Source organism: Spirillospora sp. NPDC000708 (assembly GCF_040299565.1).
Taxonomy (GTDB): Bacteria; Actinomycetota; Actinomycetes; order Streptosporangiales; family Streptosporangiaceae; genus Spirillospora.
In genome coordinates, this window is record NZ_JBEPCJ010000080.1 from 1 (window position 1) to 15,635 (window position 15,635).

General features: G+C 74.9%; 15 protein-coding genes. 9 read left to right on the forward strand and 6 right to left on the reverse strand.

The genetic code is table 11. From position 1 onward, the window contains the following. Positions 1-160: 160 nt before the first annotated feature. Positions 161-790 (reverse strand): TetR/AcrR family transcriptional regulator, encoded by a 630-nt coding sequence (locus ABT299_RS39385; RefSeq protein ID WP_387023161.1) that lies wholly within the window; start codon positions 788-790, stop codon positions 161-163. Positions 791-873: 83 nt separating this feature from the next. On the opposite strand from ABT299_RS39385, the gene ABT299_RS39390 reads away from it, so the two are divergent. Continuing rightward, a complete protein-coding gene (locus ABT299_RS39390; protein ID WP_500253854.1) occupies positions 874-1,629 on the forward strand; it encodes an SDR family NAD(P)-dependent oxidoreductase in 756 nt (251 codons plus the stop codon). Between the two features lie 25 nt (positions 1,630-1,654). On the opposite strand, the gene ABT299_RS39395 is transcribed toward ABT299_RS39390, so the two are convergent. Continuing rightward, a complete protein-coding gene (locus ABT299_RS39395; protein ID WP_500253855.1) occupies positions 1,655-2,452 on the reverse strand; it encodes an aminotransferase class IV family protein in 798 nt (265 codons plus the stop codon). Between the two features lie 73 nt (positions 2,453-2,525). On the opposite strand from ABT299_RS39395, the gene ABT299_RS39400 reads away from it, so the two are divergent. Then, positions 2,526-2,891, forward strand: coding sequence for a MerR family transcriptional regulator (locus ABT299_RS39400; RefSeq protein WP_500253856.1), 366 nt, complete (start codon positions 2,526-2,528; stop codon positions 2,889-2,891). On the opposite strand, the gene ABT299_RS39405 is transcribed toward ABT299_RS39400, so the two are convergent. Further along, positions 2,888-3,436 carry a CGNR zinc finger domain-containing protein gene (locus ABT299_RS39405; RefSeq protein ID WP_387023166.1) on the reverse strand — a complete coding sequence of 183 codons (549 nt, stop codon included), beginning with the start codon at positions 3,434-3,436 and terminating at the stop codon, positions 2,888-2,890. The genes ABT299_RS39400 and ABT299_RS39405 overlap by 4 nt on opposite strands. Before the next feature lie 36 nt (positions 3,437-3,472). Here ABT299_RS39405 and ABT299_RS39410 point away from each other — a divergent pair, with 36 nt between their 5' ends. Then, positions 3,473-3,775 carry a hypothetical protein gene (locus tag ABT299_RS39410; protein WP_500253857.1) on the forward strand — a complete coding sequence of 101 codons (303 nt, stop codon included), beginning with the start codon at positions 3,473-3,475 and terminating at the stop codon, positions 3,773-3,775. A gap of 52 nt (positions 3,776-3,827) precedes the next feature. Continuing rightward, entirely contained in the window at positions 3,828-6,506 is a 2,679-nt protein-coding gene (locus ABT299_RS39415) for a DUF4132 domain-containing protein (RefSeq protein ID WP_500253858.1), read from the forward strand. Between the two features lie 34 nt (positions 6,507-6,540). Here ABT299_RS39415 and ABT299_RS39420 read toward each other — a convergent pair whose 3' ends face one another. Beyond that, complete coding sequence (locus ABT299_RS39420; RefSeq protein ID WP_190854650.1) at positions 6,541-7,137, reverse strand: TetR family transcriptional regulator; 597 nt, start codon at positions 7,135-7,137, stop codon at positions 6,541-6,543. A gap of 90 nt (positions 7,138-7,227) precedes the next feature. On the opposite strand from ABT299_RS39420, the gene ABT299_RS39425 reads away from it, so the two are divergent. Further along, positions 7,228-7,632, forward strand: coding sequence for a nuclear transport factor 2 family protein (locus tag ABT299_RS39425; RefSeq protein WP_500253859.1), 405 nt, complete (start codon positions 7,228-7,230; stop codon positions 7,630-7,632). Between the two features lie 80 nt (positions 7,633-7,712). Beyond that, positions 7,713-9,101 carry a DUF6882 domain-containing protein gene (locus tag ABT299_RS39430; protein ID WP_500253860.1) on the forward strand — a complete coding sequence of 463 codons (1,389 nt, stop codon included), beginning with the start codon at positions 7,713-7,715 and terminating at the stop codon, positions 9,099-9,101. Between the two features lie 34 nt (positions 9,102-9,135). Here the strand turns inward: ABT299_RS39430 and ABT299_RS39435 are convergent, their stop codons facing one another. After that, complete coding sequence (locus ABT299_RS39435) at positions 9,136-9,699, reverse strand: TetR/AcrR family transcriptional regulator (RefSeq protein WP_500253861.1); 564 nt, start codon at positions 9,697-9,699, stop codon at positions 9,136-9,138. Between the two features lie 99 nt (positions 9,700-9,798). On the opposite strand from ABT299_RS39435, the gene ABT299_RS39440 reads away from it, so the two are divergent. Beyond that, positions 9,799-10,677 carry an SDR family NAD(P)-dependent oxidoreductase gene (locus ABT299_RS39440; RefSeq protein ID WP_500253862.1) on the forward strand — a complete coding sequence of 293 codons (879 nt, stop codon included), beginning with the start codon at positions 9,799-9,801 and terminating at the stop codon, positions 10,675-10,677. Between the two features lie 65 nt (positions 10,678-10,742). Here ABT299_RS39440 and ABT299_RS39445 read toward each other — a convergent pair whose 3' ends face one another. Continuing rightward, a complete protein-coding gene (locus ABT299_RS39445; protein ID WP_190854662.1) occupies positions 10,743-11,228 on the reverse strand; it encodes an Lrp/AsnC family transcriptional regulator in 486 nt (161 codons plus the stop codon). A 130-nt stretch (positions 11,229-11,358) separates the two neighbouring features. Between ABT299_RS39445 and ABT299_RS39450 the strand changes: the two genes are divergently transcribed. Continuing rightward, positions 11,359-14,844, forward strand: coding sequence for an indolepyruvate ferredoxin oxidoreductase family protein (locus ABT299_RS39450; RefSeq protein WP_500253863.1), 3,486 nt, complete (start codon positions 11,359-11,361; stop codon positions 14,842-14,844). Positions 14,845-14,995: 151 nt separating this feature from the next. Next, on the forward strand, positions 14,996-15,520 hold the full coding sequence (locus tag ABT299_RS39455) for a hypothetical protein (protein WP_500253864.1): 525 nt from the start codon (positions 14,996-14,998) through the stop codon (positions 15,518-15,520). Positions 15,521-15,635 lie beyond the last annotated feature (115 nt).

Consider the following 15,635-nt stretch of genomic DNA (forward strand, 5'->3'; position numbering starts at 1 on the left):
CGCGGCCCCCCCCCCCAACCCCCCCACCACCCACACCCCCCCGGGCGCAAACACCCCCCCCCCCCCCCCCCCGGGGGGGGGGGGGGGGGGGGGGGGGGCCGGGCCCCCCCCCCACCACGCCATCGGGCGTCCATTGCGGCGAGGGTCGCCATGATGTGGATCAGGGCGCGGGGGCCGGGGACGCGGGGCTCGCGGGCCAGGCGGCGAGGGCGAGTTCGGCCACCGGCCGCAGGTCGGCGGCCGTGGCGCCGTCGGCGGCCCGCTGGGAGAAGCCCTGGAGGACGGTCGCCAGGTATTGCGCGAGCGCCCGGGTGTCGGTGGAGCCGGGGAGTTCGCCCGCGCGGACGGCCTCGTCGAAGCGGCGGGTGAAGGCGTCGACGTTGGCGTTGCGGATGTCGCGCAGGAACGCCTCGATGTCGGCGTCCTTGGGGGTGACGTTGGTGGCGGAGCGAATGATCAGGCAGCCCGCCGGGTGGGACGGGTCGGTGTAGATCGCGGCGGCCTCGCGGAGGATGCGCGCGACGACGTCCCGGGCGGTGCGCTCCTCGCGGAGCGCGGCGCCCGCGAAGCCCGCCGGCTCGGACGCCTGGTAGGCGGCGACGGCCTCCTTGAACAGGGCCTTCTTGTCCCCGAAGGCGGCGTACAGGCTCGCGGGCCGGATGCCCATCGCCGCCGTCAGGTCGCCGACGGAGGTGGCCTCGTAGCCGCGCTCCCAGAACATCTCGACGGCCGTGGCGAGCGCCCGGTCGCGGTCGAAGGTGCGGGGACGCCCCCGGCGGCTCTCGGTCATGCCCCCAATTCTAGAGCAAACACTCAACAAACCGTGCTACCTTCTTTCTTGAGCAATCACTCAACAAATGGAGGAGCACGGTCATGGAACGCCTGGCGAGCAAGGTCGCGCTGGTCACCGGCGGCAGCCGCGGCATCGGACGGGCCGTCGCGCGGCGGCTGGCGGCCGACGGGGCCACCGTCGCGCTGACCTACGGGAGGGACGCCGCCGCCGCGGACGAGACCGTCCGGACCATCGAGAAGGACGGCGGGCGCGCGGTCGCCCTGCACGCCGAGCTGGGCCGGCACGGCGACGCGGCGGCGCTCTGGGAGGCGTTCGACGAGCGGACCGGCCGCGCCCGCGTCGACATCGTGGTCAACAACGCCGGCATCGGCCGCAGCGCGGACCTGGCCGGCCTCACCGAGGAGGCGTTCGACGAGGTGTTCGCGGTGAACGTCCGCGCACCGTTCTTCATCGTCCAGCAGGCGCTGCCCCGGCTCAACGACGGCGCCCGGATCGTGAACATCTCCAGCGGCGCGGCCCGCCTCGCGATGCCCGAGGCGATCGCCTACGGCTCGACCAAGGGCGCCCTGGACACCTTCACCCTCAACCTCGCCAAGGCGCTCGGCCCGCGCGGGATCACGGTCAACTCCGTCGCCCCCGGGATCATCGACACCGACGTCAACGCCGGCTGGCTGCGCGGGAACGCCGAGGCGTGGGAGCGCGCGTCGTCCCTCTCCGCGCTCGGCCGGGTCGGCACCCCCGAGGACGTCGCGGACGTCGTGGCCTTCCTCGCCTCCGACGACGCCCGCTGGGTGACCGGACGCGTCGTCGACGCCACCGGCGGTTCCGCCCTCTGAACCCCGGCGCCCGGCCGCACCCCGGTCAGGGCTCGATGAGGGGTTCGGCCTCGTAGGCCGTGTGCAGCAGTTCCAGGAAGCGGGGCGCTTCGGGGACGGGCGCCGAACCGATCCGGTGGACGGCGACGCCCGGCGTCCAGGAGTTCATGACCACGGCGCCGGCCAGGTCCGGCACGTCGGCGGGCGTGACCTCCTGGACGCGCTGCGGGACGCCGAGGCCGTCGAGCCGCCGGCGGACGATGCCCATCGTGGTCCCGACCAGCATCGCGGCGTCGGGCCACACCACGGCGTCGCCGTCCCAGAAGGCGAGGTTCCAGATCGTGGCCTCGCTGAACCGGCCGCGCCGGTCGACGAACGCGGCGTCGTCGAATCCTTCCCGGACGGCACGCCGCATGAAGTAGGTCTTGGCCACCTCGCCGACGTGCTTCACGGCGGGCAGGAACCGTTCGTACTCGACCGTCGCGAGGGCCAGCGGTCCGGGCGGGCCGGACGCGGGCGGCCCGGTGCGGACCAGGACGTCGAGCTCCGCGGTCTCGCCCGCGCTGAACTCCCCCGGCGCCGCGTGCACGGTGGCCGTCAGCGAGACGTCCGGGGGGCTCGCCTCCAGCGCCGTCCGCAGGAGGGACCGCACCCGGTCGTCGGGCAGCGCCCGGCCGAACAGCTCCACGGACGCGACCCGCAGCCGCTCCAGGTGCAGGTCGAGGCCCCGGATCCGTCCTCCGCGCACCTGCATGGCGGTGAAGTGGGCATAGCCCGCGAAGGCGAGCGGCGCCAGCTCTCCGGCGGTCGCCGCGCGGCCGTTGCGGTGGGCGAGTGTCGTCATCGGCGTCTCCAGCGGTGCGGAATGATCGTTCGCAGGGCGACGTTAGGGCTTCACACCGGTGAGAAGGTCAAACGTGGACGGTGACATGCTGATCGGGGAGTTGTCCCGGCGGACCGGGGTCAGCGCGCGGCTGCTGCGGTACTACGAGGAGCAGGGCCTGCTCGCGGCCGGGCGCGACGCGAACGGCTACCGGCGCTACTCCGGCGACTCCGTGGCGACCGTGCGGAAGATCCGCGTCCTGCTGGAGGCGGGCCTGTCCACCGAGGTGATCCGGCAGGTGCTCCCCTGCACGCGGGACGCCCGGCCGGAGTTCGACTGGTGCTCCGGCATCCGCGACCTCCTGGACCGGGAGCTGGCGGCCCTCGACAACCGCATCGAGGGGCTCCAGCGCAACCGCGGCGCGATCGCCGGGTTCCTGGCGCAACCCGGCGAAGGCTAGGCGGACGGGTCAGTCCTTCCTGGCCGTCGTCTTGCGGCGGCCGTGGTCTTGCGGCGGGCGCGGTAGGCGGCGACGGTGGTCCGGCTGGCGCAGGTGTTGGAGCAGAACCGGCGGCTGCGGTTGCGGGAGTCGTCGACGTAGAAGCGCGCGCAGCCGTCCGCCTGGCACCGGCCCACGGTGACGTCGGGGTCGCCGCTGATCACGTGGGCGAGCGCGGCACCGCAGCTCCGGCCGAGCCACGACGCGGCGTCCTCTCCGTTGCGCGCGAAGTGCAGGTGAGGACCGCCGGCCTCGTCGTGCGTGCTCACGTGGATCGCCGGCGGGAACTCCGCCAGGAGCCGGTTGACCGGGTCGATCGGGCCCGCGTCCGCGACGGCCTCGACCGCGTCGCGCAGGGCCGGGAGGAGTTCCGCGAGCGCCGCGCCGTCCGGTTCGGCGACGCGATGCTGCGCGAAGAACTCCCGCCGCAGGTCACTGGGGTCGTCACCGTTCGCCAGCTCGACGGCCAGCTTCGCCAGATTGCCAATGTAGGCGACATAGCGCACTTGACCACCTACCTCCTCGCCCGCATAGTAGGCCGCATGACCATGAACACCAACTACAGTGCCAGATCGGCCGCGACCGCCGCGGAGTCGCTGAAGCGGGCGGGCCGCTGGGACCTGGCGCTCGACCTGCCCGCCGCCCGCACGACGGCGCTGCGGGCGGAGATCCTCACCGACCGGTTCTTCTGGCGCCTCGACGATCCGGCCGAGGCGGAGACCGCCGTCGCCGCGGCCACCTACGCCGCCGAGCTGCCGCCGGGCCCCGAGGCCGACGAGCTGAACCGGCTCGCCGCGCGGACGGCCCGCGAACTCGGCCTCACCTGGCTGGCCAAGAGCCTGTGACCGCGCCCATGCGGACCCGCAGTGTCAGCCCTGTGTCCTAACGTGCAGCCGCATGGCCGCTCATCCCCCTGCTTCCCGTGACGAGAACGTTCTGGACATCCCCGATGCCTGGCTGGAGGACCTGGTCCCCCGGCGCGGGGGCCTGGTCGCGGCGCCCGAGACCGTCCCGGACCAGGAGGCGCACGCCGCGGTCCGCGACCGCCTGGCGGCCTCGGAGGCCCTCGTCCGCGAGGTGCTGGGACACCGGGGCACCGTGCCCGGACTCGCCGAGGCGGGGCTCGCCTACCTGAAGGGCGACGCGACCCCGCTGGGGGCGGCGGTCGTCGCGCGTGTGGAGACGATGGCGCTGATGAGATCGCGATTCGCCTGCGACCCCGCCTGGGCCGACCACCTGGCGGCCGAGCACGGGCTCGCCTTCGCCGCCCGCGCGTTCGCCGAGATCGAGGACGTCTTCGTCCTGCCCGGTTCCGGGACGCTCGTGCTCGACGAGGGGCCGGGCTACGTGCTGCGCGGCACGGGCGACCTCGACCACGCGCACTGGGCGGCGGGCTCCGCGGGCCTGCGGATGCGGGCGCTCCTGGCGGCGGCGGGCGAGGACGACCGGTCCGCGGCCGCGCGGGCGCTGGAGGGGCACCGCCAGGGGCCGGTCGGGCGCCTGATCGCGGCCTTCCTGATGCCGGACCGGACGGACTGGGTGGACGAGTGCTGCCAGGAGCCGCCGAAGCGCCTGTCGTACTTCACCTCGTTCGGCGCCAAGATGCTGTGGTGGTCGCTGGGCACCGCCGAGCAGGTCGAGCGGCTCGGCGACTGGGCCGTCCTGCAGGCAGGCGAACGGGACGCCGACGTGCTCTACACCGTGGTCGACGGGCTCGGCGAGGCGGCGGCCCCGGTGCTGGCGCGGGCGCTGGACGGCGACGCGGAACCGAAGGAGCGGCGCCGCATCGCGGACGCGCTGGCTCGCATCCCCGGCGACGCGGCGTTCCGGATCATGGGCGGCCGCCTCGACGCGATGAACGTCCTGCCCGCGATGGAGGCGATGATCCAACGCTTCCCCGTGCGGGCGCTGCGGATCCTGCCGGAGCTGGGCACCGGCACCTCCCGGCGGTCGTCGATCGCGGCGGGCCTGCTGCACGCGCACCTCCAGGCGCACCCCGGCCTGCTCGCGGCGGCGGCACCGGACCTGGGCGCGCACACCCTGGAGGCGCTCCACGCCCTCCAGGCGGCGCGCGCGACCGAGGCACCGGACGAGCAGGTGCCTGCGGCCCTGCGGAAGGGCGCGCGGAAGAGGGGACCCGCGTGGGCGCGTCCCGCCGCGATGCCGCAGATCCTGTTGCGGGGCCGCGAGCACGCCCTGCCCGCGGCGGCGACCGGGCACCTCGTCGAGGCGCTGAGCACGGCGAGCCCGGGGCGCCCGCCGGCCCAGGACCTGCGGGCCGCGCTCGACGCGCTCGACCCCGGGTCGCTCGCCGAGTTCGGCTGGAGCCTGTTCGCCCGGTGGCGGGCGTCCGGCCAGGCGGCGCGGACCGGCTGGGCGCTCGCGCAGCTGGGCTGGACCGGCGACGACGAGGCCGCGCGGCGGCTGGGCGGGATGGCCCGTTCCTGGCCCGGCCAGAACGGGATCCGGCTACCGCTGAAGGCGCTCGACGTCCTCGCCGGGATCGGCACCGACGTGGCGGTCATGCAGCTGCACCTCGTCGCGGAGAAGGCGCGGCCCAAGCGGCTCAAGAGGCGGGCGGGGGAGCTGCTGACCGAGGTCGCCGACGACCGCGGCCTCACGATGGAGCAGCTCAGCGACCGGATCGTCCCCGACTTCGGCCTCGACGCCGACGGCGGCATGGCGCTCGACTACGGGCCCCGGACGTTCACGGTGGGCTTCGACGAGCAGCTGAAGCCGGTCGTATTCGACGACCGCGGCACGCTCCGCAAGACGCTGCCCAAGCCCGGCGTCAAGGACGACCCGGAGGCGGCTCCCGCCGCGCACCGGGCGTTCACCGGCCTGAAGAAGGACGTCCGCACGGTCGCCGCCGACCAGGTCCGCCGGCTGGAGCGGGCCATGGCCGAGCAGCGGCGGTGGACGACCGGCGACTTCCGGCGGCTGTTCGTCCAGCACCCGCTGCTGTGGCACCTCGTCCGGCGGCTGGTCTGGCTGCACGACGGGGACGGGGCCGGTCCCGTCGCGTTCCGGATCGCCGAGGACCGCACGTTCGCCGACGCGGACGACGAGGCCCTGGTGCTCCCGGAGTCCGGCGAGGTCCGGATCGCGCATCCGCTGCACCTGGGCGAGAGCCTGCCGGCCTGGTCCGGGGTGTTCGCCGACTACGAGATCCTCCAGCCGTTCCCGCAGCTCGGCCGTCCCGTCCACGCGTTCACGGCGGAGGAGGCCGCCGGCAACCGGCTCGACCGGGTCGCGGGCACCGTGGTCGGCGTCGGGAAGGTGCTGGGCCTGGAACGCCGGGGCTGGGAGCGCGGCGCAGCGCAGGACTCGGGCGTGCAGCACTGCCTGACCCGCCGTACGGCGGGACGCGCGGTCATGCTGGACGTGAGCCCCGGCTTCCCGGTCATGTCCCCCGCCGACTGGCCCGAGCAGACGCTCGGCCCCGTCTGGATCGCCGAGTCCGAGGTGTCCGATCCCTACCTGACGGAGGCGACGTTCGGGGAGCTGGACGACGTCGCGGCCTCCGAACTGCTCCTCACCCTGCACGATCTCGCCGCCCAGGCAGCGCCCGCATAGGTGGGGCCCGCATAGGCGGGACCCGGCGGCGCCGTCACTCGGGCCGGTCGGCCTGGTGGCACTCGGGCTGCTCGGCCTTGGTGATGGCGCGGACGGCGGGGCGGAGGATCTCGACGACCCGGTCCGGGTCGGCGTCGGCCAGGTGGTCGAGCGCGAGGAGGTGGCGGCCGAGGGCGAGCCCGATCAGCATCGCGTTGACGACGGCGGCGCGCAGGTCGGCGTCCTCGTCGGGGATGGCCTGCCCGATCCCCTCCTTGCGGAGCCGCGCCGCGGACCGGAACGCGCGGGCGGCCTCCGGGTGGGTCAGCATCGACCGCAGGAGGGCCAGCGACTCGACCGGTTCCTCGGCCAGCGAGGTGCGGAGCCGGTCGAGCAGCTGCTCGGCGACCTCGTCGGCCGTGCCGCCGGGCATCCAGCTCGCGCCCGCCTCGATGGCCCGCGCGAAGAGCTTCTCCTTGCTGCCGAAGTAGTGCATGACCAGGCCGGGGTCGACGCCCGCGGCGGTGGCGACCGCGCGGATGGTGGTCCGGTCGTAGCCGGCGTCGGCGAAGATCCGGCGGGCGTGCTCGAGGATGCGGGCCTGCGTGGCGCGCCGCTGCTCGGCCCGGGACCCGCCCGCTGGAGTGCTCACCTTCTCATCCTATGAGCGTTGACCGGGACGCCATTTCGTTCTACGTTCGTTGAACCAGTCATGCAACGCACGTTGAACGAAGGAGCGGCCATGAGCGCACCGGCGACACCCCTGGAGGTCCTCGAACGGCGGCGGGAGCTGCTGATCAACCGGGACATGGAGGCGTTCGCGGACCTGTTCGCGGAGGACGGCGTGATCGAGCTGCCGTTCGGCGGCCCGGGGCTGCCGGGCCGGCTGGAGGGCCGCGAGGAGATCCGCGCGTTCGCCACGAAGGCGGGCCGGCCGGACCTGGAGATCCGCGACCTGCGCGTCCGCGACGTCCACCGCACCGCCGACCCGGAGGTGGTGATCATGGAGCTCACGTCCGTGGGCCAGGTCGTCGCGACCGGCGAGCCGTTCGAGGTGCCCTGCATCCAGGTCTTCCGGATCCGCGACGGACGGATCGTGCTCTTCCGCGACTACGTCGGAGCCGGATCGCTGCCGGCCCCGGCCTGATCGGACGTTCGCCCGGCACGCGGCGCGGCCGATCCCCTACGCTCTGGTGCTCACGGTCGGCCGGGGATGCGGGGGTTCGCGTGGATACGTTCAGTGACGCGCTGCTGGCGCTGGCGGCGCCGCGGCTGGGAGTGGCCGCCGAGCGGTCGGCGCGGCTCAACCGCGCCCTCGAAGGGACGACCTTCCGCAGGGACCTGGAGGCGGGCGTCGCGTGGTCGGACGACCAGCGGATGGCCGCCGGGATCCTCGGCAGCCACGCCGAGGACAACACCTTCCAGTGGAGCTGGGTCGTCCCCGGCTTCGCCGGGACGCCGGCCGCCGCGCACGCCGAGCGGCTCAGGGAGATCGGCGAGCGGCACGGCGTCCCCGAGCTGACCGAGCCGCTCGTCGACCTCGGCGGGTTCTACGATCCGCGGGCCGCCGCCGACGACCTCGCCCTGCTGGCGGTCGCGCTGCTGGAGGCGAGCGCCGCGATCCGGCACGGCCACGGCGGGCGGGCGCTGACGTTCATCGTCGCCGACGCGCCCGAGCTGACGGCCGGCGGGCCGGACGCGGAGCGGGCCGCGGACTGCCTGCGGCGCGCGGCCGACCTCCTCGGCGACTACGACGCCCGGCGGTACACGGACGCGATGGTGCGCGGCTACGCCGAGCACCACGGTCTCGCGGTGCGGGAGTCGGCGATCGAGCTGCCGGGCGGGGCCGTCCCGTTCCCCAGCGGGGACGACGGCCGGTCCGGCCTGCTCCTCGTCAACGAGCTCGACGTGAACGGGCCCGTCCCGCCGTCCGTCCTGGCCACGGCCGCCCCGGCGCTGGCGTGCGCGCTGGCCGGGCAGAACGCGCTGATCGACCGGCTGTCCGAGGACGGCGTGGACTGGCGGACGCCTCCCGCCTGGGACCCCGCCGCCGGGACGCTGCGGTTCGGCGACGCCGTCACCGTGCAGGCCCGCGAGATCGGCGTCTTCCGCCCGGACGGCACCTGGGTCTGGACGGAGGGCGACGGCACGGCGCGGGCGAAGGAGCTGGTCGCCGGGGGCGGCGAGGCGTCGTGGGCCGCCGCCGAGGCCGACCTGAGCGGGCATCCCCGGCCCGCGCACGTCGCGGAGCTGCTGGCCTGCACGGCTGCGCGGCTCGGCGGCGGCTGGGGCGCGTGGTCGGTGCCGGGGCCCGGCGGCGAGCGGCGGTTCGCGCTCGTCGATCCCGAAGAGCCGGACATCGGCGCGGACGCCATGCTGGCGGCGCTGCACACCAGCGCCAACATCGTCCAGCAGCTCGTCCTGCGCAAGGACCGCTACGAGGTGACGCGCGCGATGGCGCTCGGGCTGTTCGAGCACTGCGGCTACGTCCCGTGGGGCGCGGGAGAACCCGAGTTCCTGATGGGCGTGCAGGGCCTGTACCAGGCGCGCGCCTACGTGAGCGTGGACGGCACCATCTACCGCCTGTCGTCGGGCCTGTTCGGCCAGCCCGGCTGACCTCGCCCCGCTTGGTCCCGCCAGGCCGGCGGCGTCAGGCCAGCAGGGCGGCCACCGCCTCGACGACCAGCCGGCGGCGCCGCTCGGCCGAGCCGTCCTCCATGACGGCCTCGAACTCGGGCATGCTCGCGCTCCACAGGCTCGACAGGTGGATGACCAGGCCGAGCAGTTCGGCGGCCGTGAAGCGGTCGGGGAGCGTGCCGTCCGCCTGCGCGGCGGCGATGGCCCGCACCTTCGCGGTGTTACTGGCCACGACGGCGGGCAGGAGTTCAGCGGAGCCGGCACGTTCCAGGCGGTACCAGGTCGCGATGCGCTGCACCCAGGGGCGCTTCTCGTAGGAGTCGTGCAGGCGGCCCGCGTACTCGGGGAGGTTCGCGGCGTCGATGGGGACGTCGTCGAGCGTCTCCTGCACCATGGCGTCGAAGACGGCGTCGAACAGGCCGTCCTTGCTGCCGAAGTAGTGGTAGATCTGCGCCTTGTTGCTGCGGGCGGCGGCGGCGATCCGGTCCACGCGGGCACCGGCGATGCCGTGCGCCGAGAACTCCTGCCGTGCCGCGTCCAGCAACCGCCGCCGCGTGGCGTCCGCGTCCCGTGCCATGCCCCGCAGCCTATATCAACTAACCGTTCAGTTGACATCTCGGCCGGAACGAGGTTCCCTAGAGCTAAACAACCAGTTAGTTAGTAATCGGAGGTGGCCATGTCCACGCAGAGCTCACTGTCCTTCCTGATCAGCGGGGCCTCCCGGGGCCTCGGCAAGGAGATCGCCCGCGCCGCGCTGGAGGCCGGGCACCGCGTCGTCGCCGGAGCGCGCACCCCGTCGGCGCTGGACGACCTCGCCGCCGCGTACGGCGACCGGCTCGTGACCGTGCCGCTGGACGTGACCGACGACGGCGCCGCCGAGAACGCCGTGCGGACCGCGGTAACACGGTTCGGCCGGCTGGACGTCCTGGTCAACAACGCCGGGTACGCCAACATGGCCCCGATCGAGGACGCCGACCCCGACGACTTCCGCGCGCAGGTCGACACCAACCTGTTCGGCGTCGTCCGCCTGACGCGCGCGGCGCTGCCGGTGATGCGCGAGCAGCGCGCCGGGCGGATCGTCCAGATCTCGTCGGTGGGCGGACGGCTCGCCACGCCGGGCCTGGGCGCGTACCAGACCGCGAAGTGGGCGGTCGGCGGGTTCTCCTCGGTGCTCGCCGCCGAGGTCGCGCCGCTGGGGATCAAGGTCACCGTGGTGGAGCCGGGCGGGATGCGCACCGACTGGGCCGGATCGTCCATGCGGGTCGACCCCGTCCGGCCCGAGTACGCCGAGACCGTCGGGCGGATCTCGGAGATGCACGCCGACGGCAGCGTCACGGCGGCGAGCGATCCCGCCAAGGTCGCGCGCCTCGTCCTCGATGTCGTCGCGCTGGACGAGCCGCCGCTGCGGCTGCTCGCCGGCGCGGACGCCTACGCCTACGGCACCGCCGCGGGCCGCGCCCTGCTCGCCGAGGACGAGCGGTGGCGCGAGCTGAGCGAGTCCACCACCGCGGACGACGCCACCGCCGAGCACCTCGACCCGCTCCGCCAGGGCTGACCCTGCCCCAGGGCGCGCGCGGGCGCCCCGGCCCCGGGCGCGCGCGGACGGGCGGGCACCCGGGGTCAGCGGGCGCGGCGCTCCTCGTCCTCCAGGAGCGGGCCCAGGCGGAACGGGACCTGCTCGGTCAGCACGATCGAGGTCGTGCTGCGCCGCACGCCCGGGCACGCGAGGATCGCGTCGATCACCTCGTGCAGCTGCTTGCCGTTCGGGGCGACCGCCCGCACCAGCAGGTCGCCCTGCCCGGTGATGCCGAGGACCTCCAGGACGCGCGGGATCGCCGCGAGCGCCTGCGCGGCCTCGCGTAGCCGGCCCTGCGCGACCTCCAGGGTGACGAAGGCGGTCAGCTCGAAGCCGAGCGCGCCGAGGTCGACCTCGCGGCCCCGGTGCCCGATGACGCCGTCGCGCTCCAGCCGCTCGACGCGGGCGTGCGCGGTGTTGCGGGCGATGCCGAGCCGGGCGGCCAGCTCGGTGATCCCGATGCGGGGCTGGTCGACCAGCCGGCGCAGGATCTGGATGTCGAGGAGGGTGGCACGCGTCACAACGCTCATCTCCGGCGGGTAACTCGGTTCTGACTTGAGCAATCCGCTCAATTATCGCTGCCTCATCTTGCACTCCGCTCAGGCAAAGGTGCTCAATGTGGGCGAACGAGTCCGATACCGCCGGGAGAGGGGCAGCATCATGACCGGTACCTCGACGTCCGCGCTCCGCGACCGCCTGGAGCTGGAGCGGGGCCGGATCGCGCTGGGCGGCGTCCAGGCGCTGGTCCGGCTGCTGCTGGAGCAGCGGCGCGCCGACGCCCGGCGCGGCTGGACCACCGCCGGGTTCGTGTCCGGCTACCGGGGGTCCCCGCTCGGCGGGCTCGACCAGCAGCTGATCCGCGAGGCGAAGCTGCTGGGGGAGCACGACATCCGGTTCGTCCCGGGCGTCAACGAGGAGCTGGCCGCGACCGCGGTGTACGGGTCGCAGCTCGTCGACCACCTGCCCGGCCCGCGCTACCAGGGCGTCTTCGGCCTCTGGTACGGCAAGGCGCCCGGCGTCGACCGCTCGCTCGACGCGTTCAAGCACGCGAACTGGCTCGGCACCGCCGAGCGCGGCGGCGTGCTCGCGGTCGTGGGCGACGACCCGTCCTGCAAGTCCTCGACGCTCCCGTCCGCGACGGAGGGCGCGCTCGCCGAGGCGTTCATGCCGGTGCTCGCGCCCGGCTCGATCACCGACGTGCTGCGGCTCGGCCGGCACGGGTTCGAGATGTCCCGGTTCAGCGGCGCCTGGACCGGGTTCAAGCTCGTCACCGACGTCGCCGACTCGCTGGAGGTCGTCGACGTCGCGCCGGTCCCGGACCCGGTCGTCCCGGAACTGGAGTGGCGCGGCCGCCCCTGGAAGCCGACGCGGCGGCCCGGCGTCGACCTCAAGGACACGACGTCCCTCGAAGCCGAGGTCCTGCACGGACGGCTGCGCGCCGCGGCCGCCTACGCCTCGGCCAACGGCCTGGACGTCATCGAGGGCGCCACCGGCGACGCCGCCATCGGGCTCGTCGCGTCCGGCCGCACCTACCTCGAACTGCGCGAGGCCCTCGACCGGCTCGGCCTCGACGACGCCGCGCTCGCCCGGCGCGGCGTCCGGCTCCTCAGGCTCGCCCTGATCCACCCGCTCGACCCGGTGCGGCTCCGCGCGTTCGCCGCCGGGCTCCGCGAGATCGTGGTCGTCGAGGAGAAGCGCGCGTTCGTCGAGACGCAGATCCGCGACCTGCTGTACGACGCGCCGGAGCGGCCGGCGGTGCTCGGCAAGAACGGCCCGGACGGCGCGCCCCTCGTCCCCGCGGACGGCGGCCTCACCGCCGACCGGATCGTCAAGGCGCTCGCGCGGCTCCTCGCCGACCGCGTCGGCGAGGACCACGTCGACCTGCGCGACCCGGCGCTGCTCCCCCGCAAGCCCGCGATCAACCTGCTCGCGCCCGCCCGCACCCCGTACTTCTGCTCCGGCTGCCCGCACAACCGGTCCACGGTCGTCCCCGAGGGGTCGATGGCGGCGAGCGGCATCGGCTGCCACGTCATGACCGTCTTCCAGGACCGCAGCATCGGCACCACCCAGATGGGCGGCGAGGGCGCGATGTGGGTCGGCGCCGCGCCGTTCACCACGACCCCGCACATGTTCCAGAACCTCGGCGACGGCACGTTCTTCCACTCCGGCAGCCTCGCGGTCCGGCAGGCCGTCGCCGCCGGCGCGAACATCACCTTCAAGCTCCTCTACAACGCGGCCGTCGCGATGACCGGCGGGCAGGACGCCGACGGCGGCACCGACCCCGCGTCCGTCACCCGCCTCCTGCACGCCGAGGGCGTCGCGAAGATCGTCGTGGTGGCGGACGACCCGTCCCGCTACCCGCGCGGCACGGACTGGGCGCCCGGCGTCCGCGTCCGGCACCGCGACGACCTCGACGCCGTCCAGCGGGAGCTGCGCGAGATCCCCGGCGTCACCGTGCTCCTCTACGACCAGGCGTGCGCCGCCGAGACCCGCCGCAAGCGCAAGCGCGGCCTCGTCCCCGACCCGCAGACCCGCGTGCTGATCAACGAGGCGGTGTGCGAGGGCTGCGGCGACTGCGGCACCAAGTCCAACTGCCTCAGCGTCGAGCCCGTCGAGACCGAGTTCGGCCGCAAGACGCGGATCAACCAGACGTCGTGCAACAAGGACTACTCCTGCGTCGACGGCGACTGCCCGTCGTTCGTCACCGTGATCCCGGGCGAACGGAGGCCGTCCGGGCCCGCGCTGCCGAAGATCGGCGAGCCGGCGGAGCCCGCCTCCCGGCCCGGCGCGGCGGACGTCCTGCTCGTCGGCATCGGCGGCACCGGCGTCGTCACCGTCAACCAGGTCCTCGCCACCGCCGCGCTGCTCGACGGCCGGCACGCCCGCGCCCTCGACCAGACCGGGCTCAGCCAGAAGGCCGGCGCGGTGGTCTCCCACCTGCGGATCGGGGCCGCCCCGGCCGAGCGCCCCGGCATGATCGGGGACGGCGGCGCCGACGCCTACCTGGTGTTCGACGCGCTCGCCGGCACCGCCGAGGCCAACCTGCGCCGCTGCGCGCCCGGCCGCACCGCCGCCGTCGTGTCCACCAGCGAGGTCCCGACCGGCCGGATGATCACCGACGTGACGGCGTCGCTGCCGCCGAGCGCGTCCCTCGTCCGGCAGATCGCCGCCCGCACCGACGCCGCCCGGCTCGTCGCGCTCGACGCCCTGGAGCTGGCCGAACGCTGGTTCGGCGGCACCACCACCGCGAACTTCGTGGTCGTCGGCGCCGCCTACCAGGCCGGGCTGCTGCCGCTGTCGGCGCGTGCGATCGAGGACGCGCTCGCGCTCAACGGCGTCCAGGTCGAGGCGAACGTCCAGGCGTTCCGGGCGGGCCGGCGGCTCGTCCTGGAGCCCGAGTGGGCCGAGCCGCCCGCCGCCCCCGCCGCCGTCCAGCGGCCCCTGGCCGCCAACGCGCCCGCCGCGATGAACCTGGTGGACGCGTCGGGAACCGACGACGAGCTGGCCCGCGTGCTGCGGATCCGCGTCCCCGACCTCGCCGCCTACCAGGACCTCGCGCTCGCCAAGCGGTACCTCGACACGGTCCTGCGCGTCGCCGCCACCGAACGCGACGCCGTCGGGTCCGGACGGCGGCTCGCCGTCGCCGTAGCCCGCCACCTGCACAAGCTGATGGCCTACAAGGACGAGTACGAGGTCGCGCGCCTCCACCTCGACCCGGCGCTCACCCGCCAGGTCGAAGAGCAGTTCGGTGCGGGCGCGACCGTCCGGTACATGCTGCACCCGCCGCTGCTGCGCGCCGTCGGCGTCGACCGCAAGATCGCGCTCGGCCGGACGGCCCGTCCCGCCTTCCACGCGCTGCGCGCGATGCGGCGGCTGCGCGGCACCCCGTTCGACCCGTTCGGCGCCACCGCCCAGCGCCGCGCCGAGCGCCGCCTCGTCACCGAGTACCTCGCGGTCGTCGACGAGCTCGCCGGCGGCCTCGACAAGGACAACCACGACCTCGCCGTGGAGATCGCCGAACTGCCCGACATGATCCGCGGCTACGAGGACGTCAAGACCGCCAACATCGCCCGCTACCGCGGCGAGCTGCGCGACCTCCTCGCCGCCTGGCGCGCCGAGCAGCCGCTCCCGGCGGGCAGCAAATAGACCGGCCGGCCGCGCCCCGTACCCCAACGACGTGGTACCGGGCCGCGGCCGGCTCCGCGCCCGGCTCGCACGGCGCGGTCGAACCACCCCCGCCCCTCCGGGCGTACTCCCGGGTATGGTGCACGGCCGCGCCGTTCGACCGGGAGGGACCATGACCGCCGAGCCCGCAGGAGCCGAGTGGCGGCCCGCCCCACCGCGGGCCCGCCGCGGGTCGCCCTTCCCGTGGCTCGCACTCGCCGGCGTCGTCGCGACGGTCGCCGCCGCGACGACCCTCGTCCTCGGGCTCGGCGACACCCTCGCCGGCCCCGACCGGCCGCGCGGACGGCTCCTCCCCCTCCAGGCCGCGTCGCCGACCGTCCAGACGACCCGTCCCGCGCCCCGCGAAGAACGGCACACGGGCACGACCCCCGCCCCGGTGCCCTCCGTCTCCTTCCGCCAGGCCCTGCTCCGCCTGCGGTTCGCGGTGGGTCAGGGCGTCGCGGCGGGGGACGTCCGCGCGGACGTGGGCGTCGACCTCACCAACGTCATCCAGGGCATGCTCGCCCACCCGCACCACGGCGGCTCCGACGTCGCCGACCTGCAGCACAAGATCTCCACCCGGACCCGCGAGGGCGCCATCACCGCCCGCCGCTCGACCGAGCTCCACGAGATCCTCACCCACGCCTCCCCACCCTGAGGACCCCGAACGCCGGCGCGGCCCCCCGGGGGCGCGCCTAGGCGGGGGCGGCGTCCGGGTGCCGGGCGCGCGGGGGGAAGACGCGGGGGGCGCTCGCCCGGGGGGGGAGTGGGGC

Bases quoted from the DNA above. Each gene is read 5' to 3' on its own strand.
- ABT299_RS39390 (WP_500253854.1), top strand. From the start codon at position 874: ATGGAACGCCTGGCGAGCAAGGTCGCGCTGGTCACCGGCGGCAGCCGC.
- ABT299_RS39455 (WP_500253864.1), top strand. From the start codon at position 14,996: ATGACCGCCGAGCCCGCAGGAGCCGAGTGGCGGCCCGCCCCACCGCGG.
- ABT299_RS39385 (WP_387023161.1), bottom strand. From the start codon at position 790: ATGACCGAGAGCCGCCGGGGGCGTCCCCGCACCTTCGACCGCGACCGG.
- ABT299_RS39395 (WP_500253855.1), bottom strand. From the start codon at position 2,452: ATGACGACACTCGCCCACCGCAACGGCCGCGCGGCGACCGCCGGAGAG.
- ABT299_RS39440 (WP_500253862.1), top strand. From the start codon at position 9,799: ATGTCCACGCAGAGCTCACTGTCCTTCCTGATCAGCGGGGCCTCCCGG.
- ABT299_RS39445 (WP_190854662.1), bottom strand. From the start codon at position 11,228: ATGAGCGTTGTGACGCGTGCCACCCTCCTCGACATCCAGATCCTGCGC.
- ABT299_RS39450 (WP_500253863.1), top strand. From the start codon at position 11,359: ATGACCGGTACCTCGACGTCCGCGCTCCGCGACCGCCTGGAGCTGGAG.
- ABT299_RS39415 (WP_500253858.1), top strand. From the start codon at position 3,828: ATGGCCGCTCATCCCCCTGCTTCCCGTGACGAGAACGTTCTGGACATC.
- ABT299_RS39435 (WP_500253861.1), bottom strand. From the start codon at position 9,699: ATGGCACGGGACGCGGACGCCACGCGGCGGCGGTTGCTGGACGCGGCA.
- ABT299_RS39410 (WP_500253857.1), top strand. From the start codon at position 3,473: ATGACCATGAACACCAACTACAGTGCCAGATCGGCCGCGACCGCCGCG.
- ABT299_RS39425 (WP_500253859.1), top strand. From the start codon at position 7,228: ATGAGCGCACCGGCGACACCCCTGGAGGTCCTCGAACGGCGGCGGGAG.